Annotated in this window: 18 protein-coding genes, 2 pseudogenes and 1 riboswitch; of the genes and pseudogenes, 4 read left to right on the forward strand and 16 right to left on the reverse strand. The window is 36.7% G+C overall.

Translation table 11 applies throughout. The features are described from left to right. Nucleotide 1: 1 nt before the first annotated feature. Nucleotides 2–436 carry a type II 3-dehydroquinate dehydratase gene (aroQ, locus tag T479_RS13695; RefSeq protein ID WP_024361194.1) on the reverse strand — a complete coding sequence of 145 codons (435 nt, stop codon included), beginning with the start codon at nt 434–436 and terminating at the stop codon, nt 2–4. 62 nt (nt 437–498) lie between these two features. Beyond that, complete coding sequence (locus T479_RS13700; protein ID WP_024361195.1) at nt 499–924, reverse strand: hypothetical protein; 426 nt, start codon at nt 922–924, stop codon at nt 499–501. A gap of 174 nt (nt 925–1,098) precedes the next feature. Here T479_RS13700 and T479_RS13705 point away from each other — a divergent pair, with 174 nt between their 5' ends. After that, complete coding sequence (locus tag T479_RS13705) at nt 1,099–2,073, forward strand: DUF1385 domain-containing protein (RefSeq protein WP_029747087.1); 975 nt, start codon at nt 1,099–1,101, stop codon at nt 2,071–2,073. A 103-nt stretch (nt 2,074–2,176) separates the two neighbouring features. Here the strand turns inward: T479_RS13705 and T479_RS13710 are convergent, their stop codons facing one another. The 9 genes and pseudogenes from T479_RS13710 to T479_RS13755 all read right to left on the reverse strand — a co-directional run bounded on the left by T479_RS13710 (nt 2,177) and on the right by T479_RS13755 (nt 10,967). Next, nucleotides 2,177–3,085 (reverse strand): NAD(P)H-dependent flavin oxidoreductase, encoded by a 909-nt coding sequence (locus tag T479_RS13710; protein WP_025219931.1) that lies wholly within the window; start codon nt 3,083–3,085, stop codon nt 2,177–2,179. 180 nt (nt 3,086–3,265) lie between these two features. Continuing rightward, entirely contained in the window at nt 3,266–3,523 is a 258-nt protein-coding gene (locus T479_RS13715; protein WP_025219932.1) for a DUF1871 family protein, read from the reverse strand. Nucleotides 3,524–3,635: 112 nt separating this feature from the next. After that, nucleotides 3,636–4,634: an LCP family protein gene (locus tag T479_RS13720; protein ID WP_025219933.1), complete on the reverse strand. Its 999-nt coding sequence runs from the start codon at nt 4,632–4,634 to the stop codon at nt 3,636–3,638. Further along, nucleotides 4,624–5,151 carry a sigma-70 family RNA polymerase sigma factor gene (locus T479_RS13725; protein ID WP_025219934.1) on the reverse strand — a complete coding sequence of 176 codons (528 nt, stop codon included), beginning with the start codon at nt 5,149–5,151 and terminating at the stop codon, nt 4,624–4,626. Before T479_RS13725 ends, T479_RS13720 begins: the two co-directional genes overlap by 11 nt. A gap of 178 nt (nt 5,152–5,329) precedes the next feature. Continuing rightward, complete coding sequence (locus T479_RS13730) at nt 5,330–5,680, reverse strand: hypothetical protein (RefSeq protein ID WP_227665464.1); 351 nt, start codon at nt 5,678–5,680, stop codon at nt 5,330–5,332. A 553-nt stretch (nt 5,681–6,233) separates the two neighbouring features. Next, nucleotides 6,234–8,015, reverse strand: a pseudogene (locus tag T479_RS13735) (vitamin B12-dependent ribonucleotide reductase); the annotation flags it as partial. Between the two features lie 77 nt (nt 8,016–8,092). Next, on the reverse strand, nt 8,093–8,944 hold the full coding sequence (locus T479_RS23265; protein ID WP_081769910.1) for an LAGLIDADG family homing endonuclease: 852 nt from the start codon (nt 8,942–8,944) through the stop codon (nt 8,093–8,095). 209 nt (nt 8,945–9,153) lie between these two features. Further along, nucleotides 9,154–9,945, reverse strand: a pseudogene (locus T479_RS13750) (ribonucleotide reductase N-terminal alpha domain-containing protein); the annotation flags it as partial. A gap of 191 nt (nt 9,946–10,136) precedes the next feature. Further along, the gene (locus tag T479_RS13755) at nt 10,137–10,967 is read right to left on the reverse strand and encodes an octanoyltransferase LipM (RefSeq protein ID WP_024361207.1); all 831 of its coding nucleotides are present in this window, start codon (nt 10,965–10,967) and stop codon (nt 10,137–10,139) included. A gap of 124 nt (nt 10,968–11,091) precedes the next feature. Here T479_RS13755 and T479_RS13760 point away from each other — a divergent pair, with 124 nt between their 5' ends. Next, nucleotides 11,092–11,478: a rhodanese-like domain-containing protein gene (locus tag T479_RS13760; protein ID WP_024361208.1), complete on the forward strand. Its 387-nt coding sequence runs from the start codon at nt 11,092–11,094 to the stop codon at nt 11,476–11,478. A gap of 173 nt (nt 11,479–11,651) precedes the next feature. Here T479_RS13760 and T479_RS13765 read toward each other — a convergent pair whose 3' ends face one another. Then, on the reverse strand, nt 11,652–12,566 hold the full coding sequence (locus T479_RS13765) for a tetratricopeptide repeat protein (protein WP_025219935.1): 915 nt from the start codon (nt 12,564–12,566) through the stop codon (nt 11,652–11,654). Nucleotides 12,567–12,795: 229 nt separating this feature from the next. Next, nucleotides 12,796–12,872, forward strand: a riboswitch (glycine riboswitch). A gap of 171 nt (nt 12,873–13,043) precedes the next feature. Here T479_RS13765 and T479_RS13770 point away from each other — a divergent pair. Together T479_RS13770 and T479_RS13775 are read left to right on the forward strand one after the other, a co-directional pair. Continuing rightward, nucleotides 13,044–14,390 (forward strand): amino acid permease, encoded by a 1,347-nt coding sequence (locus T479_RS13770; RefSeq protein ID WP_025219936.1) that lies wholly within the window; start codon nt 13,044–13,046, stop codon nt 14,388–14,390. Between the two features lie 743 nt (nt 14,391–15,133). Beyond that, complete coding sequence (locus tag T479_RS13775; RefSeq protein ID WP_025219937.1) at nt 15,134–15,583, forward strand: hypothetical protein; 450 nt, start codon at nt 15,134–15,136, stop codon at nt 15,581–15,583. A 362-nt stretch (nt 15,584–15,945) separates the two neighbouring features. On the opposite strand, the gene T479_RS13780 is transcribed toward T479_RS13775, so the two are convergent. From T479_RS13780 to T479_RS13795, 4 genes are all read right to left on the reverse strand, one after another. Then, on the reverse strand, nt 15,946–16,923 hold the full coding sequence (locus tag T479_RS13780; protein WP_025219938.1) for a glutaminase: 978 nt from the start codon (nt 16,921–16,923) through the stop codon (nt 15,946–15,948). 283 nt (nt 16,924–17,206) lie between these two features. Continuing rightward, nucleotides 17,207–20,059 (reverse strand): hypothetical protein, encoded by a 2,853-nt coding sequence (locus T479_RS13785; RefSeq protein ID WP_025219939.1) that lies wholly within the window; start codon nt 20,057–20,059, stop codon nt 17,207–17,209. A gap of 390 nt (nt 20,060–20,449) precedes the next feature. After that, nucleotides 20,450–20,923: a hypothetical protein gene (locus T479_RS13790; protein ID WP_025219940.1), complete on the reverse strand. Its 474-nt coding sequence runs from the start codon at nt 20,921–20,923 to the stop codon at nt 20,450–20,452. 20 nt (nt 20,924–20,943) lie between these two features. Continuing rightward, entirely contained in the window at nt 20,944–21,420 is a 477-nt protein-coding gene (locus tag T479_RS13795; protein ID WP_025219941.1) for a hypothetical protein, read from the reverse strand. Nucleotides 21,421–21,451 lie beyond the last annotated feature (31 nt).

Here is a 21,451-nt window from a genome sequence, read left to right on the forward strand (position 1 = left end):
ATTATTTCTCCCTCTCAATAAAAGTGCGTAGTGCTAGTTCATAGCCTTTTGTACCAAGTCCACTAATTTGACCTAGACAGGCTGGGGCAAGATAAGAATGGTGGCGAAATGCCTCACGTTTGTGGATATTGGAAATATGTACTTCAATAACCGGTACGGTCACTCCCGCAATTGCATCATGTAATGCTACACTTGTATGGGTATACGCACCTGGATTAAAGATAATCCCATCATACTTTTCATCTTCCGCCTCGTGCACCCAATCTACAAGAACACCCTCGTGATTCGATTGACGAAACTCGACTGTAGCACCAAGAGAAGCCGCAAGATTTTGAACATTATTTTTGACATCGTCTAGTGTTTCATGGCCATAAATATGTGGCTCACGCTTTCCCAGTCGATTTAAGTTTGGTCCATTCAAACATAATAACTTCACGCAGTATTCGCCTCTTTCTATGTACTTGTTTTTTATTTTATCATACCAATTGCATACAGCAACTAATTTCCTTTTTGTGCTGTATGCTCTTTGTAATGAAAATTAGCTGTTTCTAGTAAAAAGCGCAAAAGGCAAATAACCACAACCATAAAAGGGATGGATAATTTTTTAAAAGATGAGGATTGTAACGGTAAATCCAAAACAAACCACTCCAATGTGATTGTTACCAAAAGCCCGAGTAAAAATGAAGTCAAGATTGCAGGTATAATATGAACATATCGTAACGTCATATATAAAAAGAATCCGACTAAAAACAGTGCTAACGTTAAAAAACTCCAATGAAATAATTTAGAACTATCTTCGAACAACTCCCATTTTTTATAGAAGCCTATTGGATTCCAACGAATAAAATGAAAAAAATGAAGCCCTTTTAAACATAATGCTAACACGATCGCATTAACAGCAGCGGTTATTAGTCCTACTTTCAAAGCTACCCCTCCTATAAATAAGCAGCGTGCACATTGCTTACACGTCCTGTCTTTAGCCAATGGCAATGAAATACATAAGCGCTCTTCCTAAAAAAGCAAAATTATACGATAAGTGTAGCCATAAAGAAAATTTACTATGCGTACCTCTAGAGGTTTTTCGCTAAATTTAGTACAATGGTACAGTTGAAATATATAAAGAGAGTGGTGTTAGCCTTGAGCAATTCACCTGTATACGGGGGACAAGCACAATTAGAGGGTGTGATGTTCGGAGGGAAGGAACATACGATTACTGCCATTCGCCGTAACGATGATTCCATTGATTACTATCATTATAAAAAAGTCCAAAAACCAATCCTGCAAAAGCTTAAAAAAATTCCATTTGTACGTGGGGTTGTTGCACTTATTGAATCAGCAGGTTTAGGTTCACGTCATATGCAATTTTCAGGGGACCGTTATGACGTTACACCTGGCGAAGAAGTCGAAAATGTAGAAGAAAGCGGCTCAAAATTACAAATGATTTTAGGCGTAGCCGTTGTCGGGATTCTTTCTTTCCTATTCGGTAAATTTGCATTTACACTAATTCCAGTGTTTATTGCGGATTTATTCTCACCATGGATAGAAGGGAAAGTTGGTCAAGTGCTACTTGAAAGTGGCATTAAGCTTCTTCTACTGCTTACCTATCTATATTTTATTTCTTTAACACCAATTATTAAACGCGTTTTCCAATATCATGGTGCCGAGCATAAGGTCATTAATTGCTATGAAGCTGGTATGGATATTACTGTGGAAAATGTGCAAGCACAATCTCGTTTACATTATCGATGCGGTAGTAGCTTTATGCTATTCACTGTGTTCGTTGGTATGTTTTTATATTTCTTCGTACCTACAGACCCGCTGTGGTTACGAATTGTAGACCGTATTTTATTAATTCCTGTTGTATTAGGGGTATCATTTGAAGTACTACAAGCAACAAATGCATGCCGCAATATTCCTTTGTTACGCTATTTAGGCTATCCGGGTCTATGGTTACAACTACTGACAACAAGAGAGCCGATGGACGAACAGGTCGAAGTTGCGATTGCCTCATTTAATATGCTACGTCGAGTTGAACAACAACCTGAAATTGCTGCAACATTAAATCACGATTAATAAAGTTCCATAACTAAGACAATACAAAAACGCACAATTGTTGGTTAAACAGCATTGTGCGTTTTGTTTTTCCTAACATCCTAAAAGGGCACTCCTCCAGCGATTACAAAGACTGTACCACATTCAATCGTTGCTTTGCGCTTTCATATTCCTCATGTAATGACATAATAATTTCACGCACAGACTCACGTTTTTCAATCGTTGTGACACCATGTCCTGCCGACCAAATATCACGCCAAGCCTTCACATTTACAAGGTGTGTTAAATCAATAGCCTCTTTTGGCGTTAATGTCGACGGGTCAATCCCTTCTTTTATTAAGGATGGAATTAGCACATTGACAGGCACGCCACTAAAGGCATCTGTATACAAAACATCATCTGTGGTACTTTCGATAACCATGTTTTTATAAGCCTCTGGTGCATCTCCTTCATGACAAGCAATAAAGCGAGTGCCTAAATAAGCATAGTCCGCTCCAATAATTTGCGTTGCCAATACATCTGCACCACTTGATATAGCGCCTGATAAAATAATGGTGCCATTAAAGAATTTTTTGACTGCAGCGACAAAGCCGAATGGATTCAGTTGCCCACCATGTCCACCAGCTCCTGCACACACAAGAATTAACCCATCTACACCCGTGGCTGCCGATTTCTCAGCATGCTTGACATTGGCCACATCCGCATAGACCTTTCCCCCATAACGATGCACGATATCAATCACACGCTTCGGGTTGCCAAGCGATGTAATGACAATAGGTGGCTCATATTTTTCAATTAATTGTAAATCTTCTTCAAAACGTGCATTCGCTACTGGATGACATATAAAATTGACGGCCCATGGCTCTGTTGGCAACGCCTCTTTAATCTCTTGAAGCCAGTCTGCGCAAGTGGAAACGGGTCTTGCATTTAATAGTGGAAACGAACCAATAGCCCCTGCCCGACTTGCCTCGATGACCATCGCTGGATTCGAAATTAAAAACATTGGTGCTACAATAATTGGTAAACGTGACATACTCTCTCCCCCTTTCTATATAAACATTCGAGCTGTCTTCCAAAATCCCTACTTTAATATTTTTCTACATGCAAGTTTTTATGTAATTTTAATTTTCATTATCGTTCACTCTCAAAAAAGCAGAGTTCTAATAATAAGCAAGTATCTTGTCTAAACTACATCTCACACTAAACCCTTTGCCTAATGCTTACCCATGTTGTGCCAAATTTCCAACGCAATTGGATAGCAATTCGAAATTGCAAAAACTTCATCTACCGAGAACATTTTTACAAAAACTTCATGTATCCTAAGCGCTAAATTTTCAACAGAAGTTACTGTTGGTAGCAGCTCTACAATCATCCTGATTTCTGGGTCATATTCATCCTCAGGTGTGTAATGCAAAAATCGCTTTGGATCCCAATTATCAATGACTTCCTTAACAATTCGATAGTGCTCCATATTACACCTCTTTAACATTTTTCCTCGTAAATATAAAAAGTGCGTTAAACTTATTAACGCACTTCTAGTATAAAATGTTTTTCCTATAAATTACAATAAATCCAATGTTTAATTACTCAAATGTCGTTAACTCTTCGGAAATGGCTGTTAAAAAATCTTTCTCAAATGTAACATAATATTTTCCATCTATCATATCATCTCGAATGCCAGCACTTAACGATACTGATTTAATTGAATGAAGATTTATGTTGTTTTCAAACAATTGTTCTAGTGGTATATTGGCTTCAATTTGAGTGGAAAGTTCTTTTAATTTCGATTGTGCCATTTCGTTTTTCGTTTTATTCACCACAATTTGAATAAGATTTAATAAGTTTTCTTCCTTTAAATTTCTCCCGTCTGTAGCAGCCATCATTAATGCCACTACCTCTTCTCCATTTAAACGATTCGTTCCTTTTTTGAAATCTAGCCCTACTTTCGTGATAGCTCTTACGCGAGTATCTTCTTGCAAGTCATAATCTATACCGTTTATAGATGCGATCCATGCTGAAAAGGTCTCTAAGTCGATGACCGCATAATAATCAATGGGTAAATTAAATAGGTTGGAAACGGTCGTTCTTACATTTTCTGCTCCTCCTGAACCAAAAGCATAAGCAAATAATAATTTATCGTACACGGTAGTCCCATCCTTGTTCGCTATCGGTGCATACGTTTCACGAGGAATCGACAGAACTTTCATAGCGTTTTTCTCTTTGCTATATGTGAGTAAAAGATTTAGAGGTATTCTATCGTCCTCCTGTTCTGCTTTCACCGTAATTAAAGTAGTGACAATTTGATCTTCCTGAACTACTGTTGCACTATTGTTCCCATCTTCATGAAAGCTCTTAGGCAACATCGATGGCATAAATAAAACTAGACATAAGCCTAGCACTAATAATGAAATGAGCACTGGCACAATCTTTTTTGAAAAAGGAACAAGAGACTTCTTTTTTACTCGGTGCTTCTTTTCCAACCTACGAATTTGTTCAAAAACCTTCTGTCGGTCTTCTTGCGTAAATCTCAGTTCTTGATTAGACATCTTCTGCATTTTATCTCTTAATCGTTTATCTTCCATTCAGTTCAGCCTCCTTTATCATCGACTCTAATCGTTGTTTGGCTCTTCTTAATCTCGTTTTCACTGTATTCATTGGAATATCCAATACTTCAGCAATTTCATCTGTCTTTAACGACTCGTAGTAGTAGAGATACACCACTTCCCGATACACTTTTGGCAGAGAAAAGATGGTATCCTTTAGTTCTTCATTATTGTATTTATCGATTACTGTTTTTTCTGTTGATGGGTAAATCGACTTCGCTGTTTCATGAATAAAACTTTTTACTTGTACCATTTTGAAATGCCAACTTTTTAAATAATCTTTACATTCGTTAATTGTAATACGATAAAGCCATGTCTTTATATGGGCATCATAGCGAAACGTATCCACGTTTTTGTAGCATTTGATAAACGTATTTTGCACCATATCCTTCGCAATTTCAGTATCTTTTACATAAGAAAATGCCAATCGTACCAACTCATCACCATATTCAATCATCATTTTTTCTAATAAGAAATCTTTTTCTGTTCTGTCCATCTACTACCCTCCCTTCCTCTCTTAAATTCTGCTATTAGACGATTAGTAAATGATTATAGGTTCAATTTTTAAAAAATAGTATTTTAAAAGTTTGACAAAAAAACCTGTATTTATGAATTACACACGTAATCATAGATACAGGTTTCTACACGGCTCTTCGTCGTTTAATATGTAAGTGTTAAATAAGTTCTACTAACTCTGGGTTGAATATCACTTGATGGATCCTCCAACAATCAGAGTATTCTGTAGCAATTTCGTGATTATGCAAGCAGACCCTATTCATTCCATCACAACCATCAAGACCACAACAACCATTTAATCTGCTTCTATTTGAATGGCGTTTTGAATTGATTAAATCCTTGATGTTAATAATGATAGAACCTTTTACTATATCGTAAGCTGTCTCTTGTTGAATTAAATAGAAGCCTCTAGGAATGTAATCTTGACCATCATTTTTATTAATCAAATTTAAATCTTTTAATTCTATTAATGATTCAGAAATTTCTAATTTACAAGCTTTACAAAGCACTTTCAACTTGTCGTTTCCTCCTTTTATTGAAAACCTTTTTCTTAATCGCTATGCTAACGATATATTCAATCCTATTAAAAGAATATCCTCTTTCACCTAGTTCGCTTAAGAAAATCAGCAGGCTGATTAAATATTGAACGTCCTGTCGTTAAAGAAATATTACAACAACTGCATATATATGATGTGAATGAAGTAAACTATATGATAAAAATCGAACTGATTGGGAGCTTTATTCGTTCGTTTGACCCTTCAATTAGGAAGTAAATATTTCATAATAGAAGGTATTATTAAGAAAAGAGGAGAGATACGATGTTCGATCAAGTTGGGTATTTTATTTTACAAGCTCTGTTAATTCTAACAATTTTAGTTGTTACAGTTGGAATCGCACTTGGAGAAACGCTGATTCGAAAAAAATAACACTCCACCCAAATGGATTTAGTTGAAGTTACTTTCTTCATTACTATTCAGAACAATACTAACACAATTATCCAATAGAAAACCACCTCATCTCTAATCATCTATAAAGGTGAAGTGGTTTACTTTAGGTTTTATTTTACAAACCGCATTTTAATTGTGCACCACAGTTTGTACATGTGTTACAGCCACCCATTTCTTCGACTGTGCCTTTACGACAAACTGGGCATGTGTTCCCTACATCTGAGCCGATAACTGTTGTTGACTCAAGTGCTTGGATCGTATCCACTAATACGACTGGACGTTTTGCATGCTCTTCTACTAATTCTTCTTCAAATGATAATTGATCCATATCATTTTCTTCTGCTTTTAGTGTCAGCACTTGTGAATCACGGCTACCATCAACATAGACCGTACCACCTTTAGCGCCACCTTTATAAAGGCGCTCGTACACTTTTTCAACTTGTTCGACCGTATAGCCTTTCGGTGCATTTACTGTTTTAGAAATCGACGAATCAATCCATTTTTGGATAATGCATTGCACATCCGCATGTGCCTCTGGTTTTAATTCCATTGCCGTCACAAACCATTCAGGTAACTGATCTTCAGATGCTTCTGGATGACGGTCTAAGTATTCTTGAACGATTTCTGCTTTTACTTCAATAAACTTGCCTAGACGACCAGAACGATAGTATGTGAACGAGAAGTATGGTTCTAGACCCGTTGCTACGCCTACCATTGTTCCTGTCGATCCTGTTGGCGCTACTGTTAGTAAATGCGAGTTACGTATACCTGTTGCTAAAATTTGCTCTTTAATGTGCGCTGGCATTTTTTGCATAAAGCCTGTTTCTGTAAAGGCTTTACGTAAACGTGCTGTTTCTTCCTCTGTCGCCCCTACTAGGAATGGGAAGCTGCCACGTTCTTTTGCAAGCTCTGTAGAAGCCTCGTAAGCAGTTTCTGCAATTGTTTTAAAGATTTCATCTACAAGTGCATTGCCCGCTTCTGAGCCATATTCTTTTTCACAATAAATAAGTAAATCCGCTAAGCCCATTACTCCTAAGCCAACTCGACGTTCACCAAGAGCTTGTACACGGTTTTCTTCAAGGAAATACGGCGTTGCATCGATTACGTTATCTTGCATACGAACACCAACACGAACCGTTTCACGTAATGCTTCGTAATCAACTGTTTGATTTTCCTTATTGGCAAACTGCGCTAAGTTGACAGCAGCTAAGTTACACACTGAATACGGTGCTAGTGGTTGTTCACCGCAAGGATTCGTCGCAACAACACTTTGACCATATGCTTTCGCGTTTGTCATATCGTTGGCATTGTCAATAAAGAAAATTCCTGGCTCTGCCGAATATGTTGCACAGACGTTAATAAGATTCCAAAGCTCTTTTGCTTTAATCGTACGATATGTGCGTACTTTATAGCCCATCTTCTCCCATTCACGTACGTCTCCAACTTTATGCCACTCACTATTGTAAACAGCCATTTCTTCTTTTGTATATTCTTCAACCGCTGGGAAACGCAGATCGAATTCAGCGTCCGCTTCAACAGCTTCCATAAATTCTTTCGTTAACGTTACAGAAATATTAGCACCCGTTAAAAACTCTGGGTTATGAACTGTGTACGTTCCACCGTCACGCAATTTATTTTCGGCTTCACGAATAATGCCACTATCGAATCCGCCTAAGCCTTCGATGCCTTTATAATTCACAATGCCTTGATACATTGCTTCTTCTTGCATTGAAAGCGGCTTAAAGTTTAATTTTTCTTTCGCTAGACGAATAATCGTCTCATCTGCTGTATTTTCCATTAGGTATCGTAAAATACGTGGATTTTGCATTTTTGAAATAATAAATTCCACGATATCAGGATGCCAATCTGCTAGCATAATCATTTGTGCCCCACGCTTTTTGTTACAAAAAAAGTATATTAAAATACCTTTCAGATGTGGTCATTTCTGCCACATTCTTATGCTTTCACATAAGATCAGACTATATCATCAAAGAATGATTTGATTTTTTCATATTTTCGATTGAGTTGAATGGAGCCAAACTTATATAACTGTTGAGCAATCTTTTTCACATCATCTTTTCTAGTGATGTACAAGTCTACGCAACCTTGTTTTGGATAAAGTTTATGAACAGATAAAGCTAATTGATTATCATGTAGAAATTGTAGCAACGACAGGAGCATTTGACAATTTCCTGTAAACCCCAGTCTTCCTCGACTTGAAATATGACCATCGGCATCAAAAAAACCTCTTAAATATGCCCATTGTAAATCTTCTCTTCCAAAGTTAACCCAACGTTCAAACCCTGTTTTTCGTGGTGTAATCCCTAATTTTATTAAATCATTACACATTTCTGTTGAATTAATTGTTAAGGCATATTTATTTTGTTCATTGGATGCTCTCCGTCGTCGAAATTTAATGGCATTCAACATATATAATTCTTTAGCGATATCTTCAAGTAGTTGTCGATCTTGCTCTGCAAGTGATAACACTAAGCGTTTAGAAGTCCCACGATCAAAAATGGTTCCATCTCCGGTTATATAGCCAACTAAATAAGCCTTATTTGCTGTATCAACTTGTTTGAAGTAGTTTTCATTATAATGATATTTTTTATTTTTCAGCTTACCTGCTTCACCAGGTGTTCTCGGTTTAAAAAGTTCTAATTCTTTGTTCCATCTAAGAATTGTTCCTCTACCGATACTGAGCATTTTCGCAATATCTACTTGGCTCATTCCATCTTCATGTAACTCAATAATTTTTTTAATCAATCGTTCTTTGTCTCGCGCCTCGTAAGGACGTCTCCGTACATTACGATTTACTTCTTCCATGCTTACACCTCCAAAGTGGTATTAAAAGTTTAGGAAGTTTCAATAGTCGTTGAACGTTCATCTGTGTTTCCCCAGATGCTTCGCTGCTGATTGCCCAATCTTTTCTTTTTTTAAGCATTCACGCTTAACTTCACAGTTTACGTTGTAGCAAGAAAAGCTCTCAGGGTGTTCCAGCAATTCACGAGATTTTAATCCCGCCGTTTTGGTTAACGGGATCCACCCTGTTCGACAAGGTGAGTCAGTTTTGCAATGTCATCTAGCCATGATACCGAACCTGACGATTTACCGTTCACACCACGTGCTAACGTGTTGCGAGGACGAAGTGTTGAACCATTTGTTCCTACACCACCACCACGGCTCATAATTTCCATTACTTGCTTGCGGTGATCACTGATTCCTTCACGTGAGTCCGCTACAAACGGCATTACATAGCAGTTAAAGAAAGTTACATCTGTTTCAGATCCTGCTCCATATATGACACGACCAGCTGGTACAAATTTTAAAGAAACGAGTTGCTGATAAAATTTTTCAAACCATTCTTGTCGTTTTTCAGCTGTTTTTTCAACAGAAGCAAGCCCTGTTGCATTTCGTTTAGCAATTTGTTCATAAAAAATTTCAAGAGGCTTTTCTAGCACGTCAATTGAACGTGTAATCACACCTGTTTCCTGCTCTTTTGGATCATCTAATGCGCTACGGTAGTCTTCTTCAATCAAAATATCTGCTGTTTTTGTAGCCTTATCAATATGTTGAATTGTTCCTAAACCACGTGCGGGGAATTTTGGATCTGCCTTCACTGTTAATACGACGAAATCACCAGCTTTTAGCGTTTTCTTTTCCGTATCCTTAAACGAGTAGCGGTCGATCATCACAAGTCTTGATACACCTTTATGTGTGATATGCATATCAGGCGTGACAGGGTGAACCTGTGGGAATTGCTCAATATCTTTGTTTAACTGTTCAATTTGTTTGTTTACATCGGGTTGATGATTTGTAAGTACCATCGTTTTGCCTCCCCTTACAATAATAAATACACAATATCATGTGCCGTTAAACACTACATATTGTGTATGTCGCTTTTAAAAAGATACTATATATAGTTTTTAAATTCAACTCTTGCAATTTCGAATAGATTGGTTACTGCTTGCCATTACAAGGTTTAAACGGTGAAAAAATATTTTTCTTATACCACATTTTACTTTTTAAAGTTCCAATCATCATGCGCATATTTTTTTTCCGCTAACTCATGCACATATTTTAATTGCTCCTCAGAAAGTGTAAATGGTTTTAATTCAATTTGCAACGATTTTGCAAAACCATCTCGAAAAGCAGTAACACATTGTTCAATGGACACAGGTTCTTTTACAAGACTATTAATGGCAACTGCCTTCTCTGGTAGCTTTTTGCGCATACGTTCTTTCGCCGCTTCACTTGAAAAATTAAAAACAGATAATAATTTATCCTCATCAAGATCAAGTAAAATCGCGCCATGTTGCAAAATAACACCTTTTTGACGAGTTTGTGCACTACCCGCTATTTTTTTCCCTTCAACGACAAGTTCATACCAACTCGGTGCGTCAAAACACACGGCACTTTTTGGCTGCTTCAAATCTGCCTTTTTTTCCTCTGTGTCAGGCACACTGAAATAGGCATCCATTCCTAAATTATGAAAGCCTTGCAATATCCCTTCACTTAGTACTCGATACGCCTCTGTTACGGATTCAGGCATATTTGGATAGCTTTCCGTAACAATAACGCTATATGTTAACTCATGTTCATGTAATACTGCTCGACCACCCGTTGGACGACGAACAAATCCTATTCCTTGTTCACGTAACGCATCTAAATTAATATCTCTTTTCGCTTGTTGGAAATAACCAATCGACAATGTCGCTGGCTCCCACTCATAAAAACGAATAACAGGGGGAATTAAACCCTCACTATGCCAATCAAGCAATGCCTCATCTAGTGCCATATTAAAAGAGGGACTACATTTTCCTGAATTTAGAAAATACCAAGTTGTCATTATGTCATCTCCTACATCTATCAATCATTTCTAGCCACAATCTAGTTAATTTTATCAAACTCATTGGACTATCGCCAGCGCATCTTTTATAATAATAAAGAAGATAGAAAGGGGTAAGAAGAAATTGGATATACTTATCACAATTGGTGTCGTTTTAGTAGTGCTAATTGCATATATCGCGATTAATGCAATGCGACTAAAAAAAGCCGTAACCAACCTAACACAAGAACAATTTATTGAAGGCTACCGTAAAGCGCAGTTAATCGATGTGCGTGAACAAAAAGAATTTGATGCAGGTCATATCCTTGGCGCACGAAACGTTCCTTCTACAGCATTACGTCAACGTTATAAAGAAATCCGCCCAGATTTACCAGTATATTTATACTGTCAAAATACAGGCCGTAGCGCGCGTGCTGCTCTTTACCTAAAAAAACGTGGCTACAATCAAATCTACCAGCTTGAAGGCGGCTTCCGTAATTGGACTGGTAAAATTAAAACAAAAAAACAATAAGCAAAGTGAATTCAATCAGGCTATAGCGACTATTTAACATAGTCCTTTCCTCAGTGAAGTAGGATACTAGCGCTTGGTTTTTTCATAAAAAGAATCCTTTCCAAATGTTTTGGTAAAGGATTCTTTTTGCTAATATTCAGAGTTTCTTCTATATAATAGTAGTTGTCTAACGACTAACCATCTAGTTCGCTGTCACCATGTCCTTCATCATGCATCGGACAGAAAAAAGTATAACAGCGTGAAGCGATACTCGGCTCATTTTGCAACATAATGTGGTGCTGTAAATGGGCACTGTTCACCCGCTCCATATTCGCTCTAAGCTGCGCCTCTTCTTCTGCTACTTCTTCTTCCGTCCAGCCATATTCCAACGTCTTATTTGCCAAGTCAGCTATTGTTTGCGTACATTGCTCCATAAACGTTGCAATCACTGCTTTCTTATGCGCTTCATCTCCTAATTGGTGAAGTACCCATATATAATCTGCGATCCATTCACCTGTATGGGCATAATGTTGGTAGCCTTTTGCATACCACATCGCGGATTTCTGATAATCTCCCATTCGCCCGTACAACTCTCCTAGCTCTACTTCACCGATAAATCGTTGCTGTTCTTGTTCAATGATTGCTATCCACTTTTTAGCATGCTGAAAATCGTTGGCTAACACAAAACATTCGACAGCATGCATCAGCCCATAGTCCTCGCTTTCATACGATTTTATAAAAAGCTGAGCAGCCTGTTCATATTTTTGTTGTGCCTTGTATAGAGTTGCTAAATTATGCGCTACGACCGGTGATTGAAATCGGTTATATGCTTTTTCTAGCCATTGCTGTGCCGAATGATTGTCACCTTGGCGCATAGACAATTCGCCTAATAATGCATATGGGGAATACGTTTTTGGTTGCCATGCCACAGCCTGCAATGCATAGTGATATGCTTCTTCGTATTGATCCTGTTCTTTATGGTAATCTGCCAAATTATGCGCAACAATACAATTGGGCTGTTCAGAAAATGCATCTAGCAATAATAATTTGGCCTGTTCACTCACCCCTTCTTGTGCTAACAATCGTGCTGCTTCTTTTACTCGCTCCATTCCTCCACCTCTTTTAGCTTTGTAGTTGTAAAAATAATGATAATGTATTTATTACTCTATGTCTAAAATAACTATTTTTTGTAACAAATATATCATCATGAAACCAATTCTTCTTTTTACCTGCATACTACTGAAAATTGACCCTTGTATTATTGGCTCGTCATTGGTAGGATAAATAATATCTTAAAATAAAGATTGAAGCTATGAATGCTATGGATGAAACTATAGCAGGAGCATTTCTGGAGAGAGCGCAATTAGCGTCGCCGAAGGGTTCACTATCTCAGGCAAAAGGACAGAGGAGTAAGATAAACTTTCACCATGAAAGCTATACCACACGACGAATGTTGCATTGGATATGTTACAAACTAAACCTTCAGTCACGGTATTTTTATTCTGACGTTTACGAGACTAGTGTTGCTACTAGTCTCTTTTTTATTTTCCAGCTAGCGCTTCTACGCATCTTATGGGGGAATAAACTTGGAACAACATCAGTTAAAACGAGAATTAAAAAATCGCCATGTGCAACTTATTGCAATTGGCGGAACAATTGGGACTGGCTTATTTTTAGGATCAGGTAAAGCGATTGCTTTAGCAGGGCCTTCGATTATTTTGGCTTACCTCATTGTTGGGATCGCCTTATTTTTTGTCATGCGGGCACTAGGCGAACTACTATTATCAAACGCAGGCTATACATCATTTACAGATTTCGCCACAGAGTACATCGGCCCTTGGGCTGGGTATGTCACTGGTTGGACCTACTGGTTTTGTTGGATAATGACCGCGATGGCAGATATTATTGCCGTCGGTGTCTACGTACAATATTGGTTTAATATTCCGCAATGGATACCCGCTATTGGCTGTCTAGTACTGCTATTATTTCTTAATTTATTGACAGTAAAGCTTTTTGGAGAACTCGAATTTTGGTTCGCACTGATTAAAGTTGTAACAATTGTTGCATTAATAATTATTGGATTATTCATGCTATTCACAGGCTTTCAAACAACTTCTGGCACTGTATCAGTAAACAATCTTTGGGCACATGGCGGGCTGTTCCCGAACGGTATTTATGGCTTCCTAATGGCCTTCCAAATGGTTGTTTTTGCTTTCGTAGGAGTTGAACTAGTCGGTGTTTCTGCTGCAGAAACAGCAGATCCGAAAAAAAATATTCCATCTGCCATTAATAAAATTCCACTGCGTATTTTACTATTTTATGTAGGCGCATTAACAGTCATTTTATGCATCAACCCTTGGTATGAAATGTCTGCTACAAGCAGTCCATTTGTACAAGTATTTTCATTAGCAGGTATACCTATCGCAGCAGGTATTATCAATTTTGTTGTGCTGACATCTGCGGCTTCAGCAGGCAATAGTGGTTTATTTTCTACAAGTCGTATGCTTTATAATCTTGGCCGTCACAAGCAAGTATCCGCTTCTTTTGCTAAGCTAAATAAAAACAGTGTGCCAAGTAACGCACTTGTTCTTTCAGCCATCGTTGTATCAATAGGGGCATTACTGAGCAAGCTCATGCCAGAAAACGCCTTTAGCGTCGTAACAACGATTAGTGCTATTTGTTTTATTTGGGTATGGAGTATTATTCTAATCTCGCATATTATCTATAAACGTAAAAACCGCGCACTCCACGAAGCGTCGATTTTTAAAGCACCATTGACACCTTTTGTGAACTATTTAGTACTTGCTTTCTTCGCGTTTTTGTTAGTAATTATGTTGATTTCCGAAGCGACTAGAACAGCGCTTTTACTAACACCTATCTGGTTTATCGTTCTTTTCATTCTTTATAAAAGCAAAAATATCAACAATAGATAACAGCAATTTTATAAATTCGCAACAAATCCACAGCAAGACGCAATCACAATGCATTGCGTCTTGTCTTTCATTATAATAGATGATTAAACCGCCTACAGTTCTCCAATTAACCAAAACTACTATATGTAGCTATAGAACTAATATTGCTATCGCCTTATACTATCAAGTTGTCAGGCGATAATAGGGATGACAAATAAACGTTTTCAACAAAAGTCTCTCCTCTTACAAACTTCATCTTTTCCAAAATAAACATATAATAAAACGAAAAATAACCTACTTTTTAGAGTGATTAATAGAAAGAAAAATAGTGTAATTTCATTTATTTATATATTGAAAATTTTCAGTTATTTTATTATAATCTCCCTAAGAAATTTGTACCCACATGTTTTAATCGTTAATCTATGTAGGCTTGGTGCGCAAGTATGCGAACTTGATATTCAAACATCCACTATTCATACAAAGGGGCAGAAACAATGAAAATGAAAAATCTATTGATTACATTAGTTAGTGTTGTCATTGTGTTTTTCATAATAAGCTTAGTTAAAGAAAGCATTACATGGCCGTTATTACAAGTATTAATAATCATAGGTTTTATTATCAATCTATGTATGTCTTTAATTTCTAAAAAGAAAAATATACAGTAAATATCAAAGAGTGTTTCTATAGTTTTATATTTATAATCAATCATTTTGTAGTGGGTATTAATGTGATTAAAAATTATTTCATGAATAGGAGAGATTTTAATGTTGAAGAAAAAACTATCTTTTATATTAATTACTTTACTATTAATGATTAGTATAATAATTTTGCCACAAAATAATGCAGTAGTTGCAAATTTAACATTAGACGAAGTAAGTTATATAGTGACTGAATATTTAAAACTAGATGAAATTAGCGAAACCGTTATCATTGAAAAAGAGCAAGAACTAAAAGCACGAATCGGTGAAGATTATTTTAGTGAATTGGTTCAAACATTGGAAAAACTAAATCATGTTATCGCTAGTCCAGAAGGTAAAAAGCTGAAGGAGGATATTATACATCAAGCAAATTCTGCTGTTGTGATGACAAGAATTAGTGGATGTGGAGCAGCCGCTCTTGCGGCGGCTGCACATACAACAGCATTTACAGGACTTATGACACTCGCAGGTGTTGGCGGTCCAGTAGGATGGGCTCTCGGTGCTGCAATTGGATGAGTGTGGTTAGGAGCCTCAGCAGCAGGTGGATGTTTAAATTAATATAATAGTTGTTGTAGATTGTGAAACTATGTTTCAATTCTGTTAAAGTGATTTTTAGTAAAAACTTTCACTCTGCAAACATTCAAATCCAGGCATACTTGGCATGACTGAACCACTATAAAAGAAAAAGACATTCTTAAACATGACTTCACAAGGTATATGAAATTTATAGCACCAGCCATCAAGTACAAATTAAATGTATTTCTCTCCATTGTGTGGGAACGTAAGCCGCAACAATCTGTCATTTACGACGGTTGCGGTTTACGTATATGCCTATGGAAAGCGCCCTCCTGTAATGTAATTATTCACCACTATCAACATTAAAAAATCGTCATATTCCACTCATCTGCAACATGCTTAAGTAATTTTACACCTGCTACACTATTTCCGATATCATCAATAGCTGGCCCATAAATCCCGATGCCACAACCAGCTGGGAAAGGTGATTCCAAGCTTGCGTGATTGGGAACAGCCGCAACAATGGCACCAGAGACACCACTTTTAGCTGGCAAACCTATAAAAGCAGCAAACTTACCTGATGCATTATACATACCACATGTCACCATTAGGGCTTTCGCTAATTTAGCCACTTGTTTTGGAAAGAGCTGAATTTTCCGCTGTGGATGGTAGCCATCATTCGCGATTACTAAGCCAATCATTGCTAAATCCGAAACATTGACTTCAATTGCACATTGCTTCAAATAAACTTCCAATGCTTCTTCAACTGGACAATCTAAAAAGCCCGAATCCATTAAATAGTAGGCTAATGATCGATTGCGATTAGCTGTTTGCCATTCAGATTGAAACACTTCTTCGTTTACCTTTAACTGTTTGCCAACCATTTGTTCTAAAAACAACAGGATTTTCGCCACTTTCTCCTGTGGCGAATTGCCATCCAGCATTGAGGACACTGTAATCGCTCCTGCATTAATCATCGGATTAAAAGGTTTCCCAGGCTGATGACTTTCAAGACGAATAATGGAATTGAACGTATCCCCAGTAGGCTCAACATCTACCCTTTCTAAAACATAAGGCAACCCTCGGTCCATACAAGCTAAAATAAAGGTCACAACTTTTGAAACACTTTGGAGGGTAAATAATTCCGTTACATCTCCTCCAACGATTTGTTCACTATTCGGTCCGATAATGGAGATGGCTAGTTGTTGTGGATCTTTTTGTGCTAAAGCTGGAATATAGCTGGCACATTTCCCTTCCTTAGCAAAGGGACGGAACTGCTCAACCCACTGCCCTATCGATTGACTATCGTGATGTTCAACTTGATGATGATGTATTCGCATTGCTGTGCTCTCCTTTTCTAGTTAAAAACAGAGCCCTCATAGCTTGAACTACGAAGACTCTATTTGATTCATCTAAGTCAACCATGTATTGTAGCGTCTGTCATAAATTATGACAAAAGAAAATGTCTAAACAGTTACTGACTTAGTATACACAATGAATGTCTTCTCAAACCTTACCTTAAATATAATACCAAATTAGCCCCTGTTAGACTAAGACAAAAATAGTATGTAAGGTTTGTCTTTCCCCTTACATACTATTTTTAAAGATTACACAGAAGTCTGCTTACAGATCGCCTGCGTACATATTCTTATACAGATTTTCTAGTTTTTTAGAGAGTTTACCATAGGCTGTTTGCCAAGCTTTGCGAGCAGCTTCATTGCCATTTGTATCAGGTACATATAGCGCATGAACCTCTGCTACTTTTTTCAAGTCATTCTCTGCCTGTGTCAGCTTCGAATAATTTTTCACGACACTTTTTTCAGAAGCAGTTAGTTTATCGTAAGCAGTGCGAATTTGCATCACTTTCGCTTCTAAATTCGCAATATAATCGCCATTTTGGACAAGTGAATTAATGTCCTCTATTAACGTTAATGCAATATCGTTTGCTTGCTGAAGTTCTTTCTCCTTGGCGATAATTTGTTGGCGAACATTTTCACTGACTAAACTCATTTGTTTAGATGTTAGCTTCGCAAATGCTTTAATAACCGTTGTTGGATTGCTTACAAACGACTTATCGTATTGCTTCATAAATGACTCTACCTTTTTAACATCTGCAATAGCTGCTGTTAAAATTGCCGCATTTGTTACGCGTTTTTTATCGCTGGAACTTAGTTTATTATATTGGTTCGCCAAGTTTTGAATATCCTGTATGGATACTTTATATAAATCATCCGTTTCAATTGCCGCAATATCTTGTATTAATTTCGAAATATCAGGTGCAGTCGTGTCTACTAAACGATTTTTTAATAAATCCTCGTACTGCGCTTTCGCTAAATGCTGTTGATTAGCAGGCAGTTTCGCATAAGCCGCTTCGACTGATTCAATTTTTTTCGTTTGCTTTGCAACATCTAGTTCTTCTCGAGCTGCTTGTACTTTTTTATGGAATGCTCTTACCCCAGTAAGATCTTTTGTCGCTGTAGTTAATAAATCATAGTTTGTTACATATTTTCGTGCTGGAGATGATAATTTTTTATATTGCTTTGTTGCCTCTTCTACTTCCGCTTCAAATTGCGTAAATGTATAACTTGTTACATTGGCGAAAGCTTGTATTTTAACTTTCAGTGCTTCCGCATCTGCCTTGTCAGTAGGTTCATTGCCATTATTCCCTACCGTTATATTAGGAGAGCTATTTAAAAATTCCTGCGCATTATAAACAAGTGATTGCTGTAAAGTCGTTAATTTATTGTATGCTTTTAGTGTATTACTGTAGCTTGTTTTCAGCTTACTTTCTGTCACGCCAGCCGTGTTAGCAAGCTTTTTATAGCCATCTATATCTTTAATCACTTTTTCTGCCGCTTTAAAGTCTTTTTGCAAGATTAAAATACGATCATAGTCGATAATTTTAGCCGCTGAATTTTTTGTTAAACTTTTATAATCCGATACGATTTTATTAATATTGTTCACATAGCCTTGCCATGAATCTGCTGTAGGCTTAATTTGATATTGCTTATCACCAATATACGCTTTAATTTCCGCATTCAAACGATTGATCATATCCTGCTCAGCATTTTCCGCATTAAGCAACTTCACTTTATAGTCATTTGGCACTAAAAGCAATTGTTTATACGTTAATTTTTCATAGCTAGAGCGAATGGATTTAGCAATTGTCACCTGCTTGTTCGCTGTCGTATTCGCTGTCAATTTATCAAAAAGTTTAATAAACTGTTCTATCTTTTTCAAATCTTGCTTAGCGTCTTTAAGTATCGTTTGGTTTTGTACAGCTACTTGATAATTTTTCGATAGTTTCGCAATATCAGCTTCTATTTTGTTTACCGCTAGCTGTAACGCTTCGACACTGTTAGGGGCATACTTAATGAGCGCACTATCATAGTTTAATAGCGCCACAATCTCATTATTAATTCTTCTCACTTCCGCTAAATCTGCGGTATCAGATGGTTCTTTTACTAAAGCTTTAATACCACTGTACAAAGTATCATTTACGTCTAAACTACGTTGTAATAAATCCAGCTTGTCATAAGACGCTTCTAGTTCGCTAATATATTTCGCTAAGTCTTTTTGCCCAGCCGGAATATTATCTAATTGCTTATTTAATTTGCTAATAGCCTCAACATCTGCCAGCGCACGCTTTAGTACATCATAGTTCGTAATGCTTGCCTTTGCAGTAGCTGAAAGAGCTTGGTATTTCGTTTCTAATGCTTTTACATTCGCTTCAAATGATGCAAAATCTGTTACCTGATACTTGCTATCGCTTTTGCGTAAGTTCGTAATGCTCGTCACAAGTGTTTCAATTGGCTGTTTCGAAACTGTTAGCACTTCTGTGAAATCAGATTCCACTCTCTTAGTACCGACTTTCGCGATTACTCTGACCGATATATCTTTTTTATTTGTTTCAAGCGCATCTTTAGGAATCGTATAGGACTCTGTATTTACTCCCGAAATAATCGTAAACACATCGCCCGTTTTATAAAACCATTCATAGCTATATGTAATTTGATTACTTTGAATTACAGCACCCTTCGTATCAGTAACTTTAGCTCCGATTACTTTCACTGTGTCACCAGGTAACACATTATTTTGAGGACCGTACCCCTCAAAAGAAGGTTTCTCAATTTTTAAGGACAGTTCTGGTACCACTATTGGGCTACTCGTATATTTAGTATCTGTCGTCGTCACAGCCTCCACTAGGACTGTTTTACCCTCTGCCTCTACTGGTAATTTAAATGTAGCCTCTGTTGCACTAGGAATCGGTTTATTGGAACCCCCTTCAACATAATACCACTGATAACTTTTTATGTATGTGCCGGCTGGTGCACCTTTTAAGTCGGCATTAAGCGTTACACCTACTAAAGGGTTACCTGTTATTGTAAGGGTCGTTACTTCTTCTGCCCCTGCTACAGCAGGCACAACAAATGCTGCGGGAATAGCCGCTACTGTAAAAAGATATTTTTTATTCAAAACGTGTTGACCTCCTTTTTGTTGCCTACGATATATATCGGTAAATAAACAAAAATTTCCCTTATTATTGTCAAACAATCTAAAAAAGTAAATTCTACCTAATTTCCAGCGCAGTTCTAGTATTCTTTTGATTGTTACTAACTGAAGTACATAACAGGGCTCTATCCAAAACAAAACAAAAAAATAAATTGACGTATAGTAAACTAACAAAGAAAGAAAAGGCATCTCAAAACTATAGAGAAACCTCTTCTTTCTTTGTTTTAATTATCATTGTCATCATATACGGGTATCTCCAAATAATAAGATTCATATCACGGGGCTACAACTATTTCCATTTTACTTCCACTTCTTTAAATGCTGTCGCTTTCATTTTAATAGAATCTCTCCGAATTATTTTCCGAAGATAACCTCTTCTAAACTTTTTAATCCCTCCTTCAACAAGATAAAGTCTGGACGTTTGACAATTTTCGCATCTTTTATTATTAAATTTTGTAAATGTATTCGTAACCCTTTCGTATAAGCCTTCAAAAACGCTTTAAAATCATATGTATATTCCCATTCTTCCGAATTAGAATACACACTAAAATTCGTTATAATTAAATTATTCCCCACTTTTTTAAAAGTATAGACATTCGCATTACCAAAAGTATCAAGAATGAGTTTCTTACCTGTTTGATATAATTCTATTAATTGTCGACTGAATGTAATAATAATTGTACTGTGTATCGTTGTAGAGAAGAGTAAAGTTTTTTGATTATTTTCAAGTACAAATACTTCTAAATAACTGTCGAGATAAAAATCAGCATGCACGTTTTTATTTTGAAGAACCGAAACATCGTCTTCAAGATCAAATCTTATTTTCATTTTAATAATATCTCTCCAAATTATTTCTCTTGTACGATTTCTTCTAATTCGTTTAATCCTTGTCTAAGTAAAATAAAGTTTGGACGTTTCATTATATTCGCATCTTTTACTACCAAGTTTTGCAAATGCCGTCGTAATTCTTTCGTATAAGCTTTCACAAATGCCTTAAATTCAAATGTATATTGCCATTCTTCTGAATTAGAAAAGACATCAAAATTTGTAATCACAATATATTTCTCTACTTTTTTAAAGGTATAGACGTTAGCATTTCCAAAAGTATCAAGAACCTGTTTCTTACACGTTCGATGTAACTCAATTAATTGTCGACTAAATGTAATGATGATTGTACTGTGCAAAGTTGTGGAGAAGAGTAAAGTTTCTTGATTATTTTCAAGTACAAATACTTCTAAATAACTGTCGAGATAAAAATCCGCACGAATATTTTTACTTTTTAGAACCGTTACATCATCATCTTCAAGATCAAATCTAATTTTCATTTTTATTTCTCCCCAATTTATTGGTATAATT

Source organism: Lysinibacillus sphaericus (assembly GCF_000600105.1).
Lineage (GTDB): Bacteria > Bacillota > Bacilli > Bacillales_A > Planococcaceae > Lysinibacillus > Lysinibacillus sphaericus.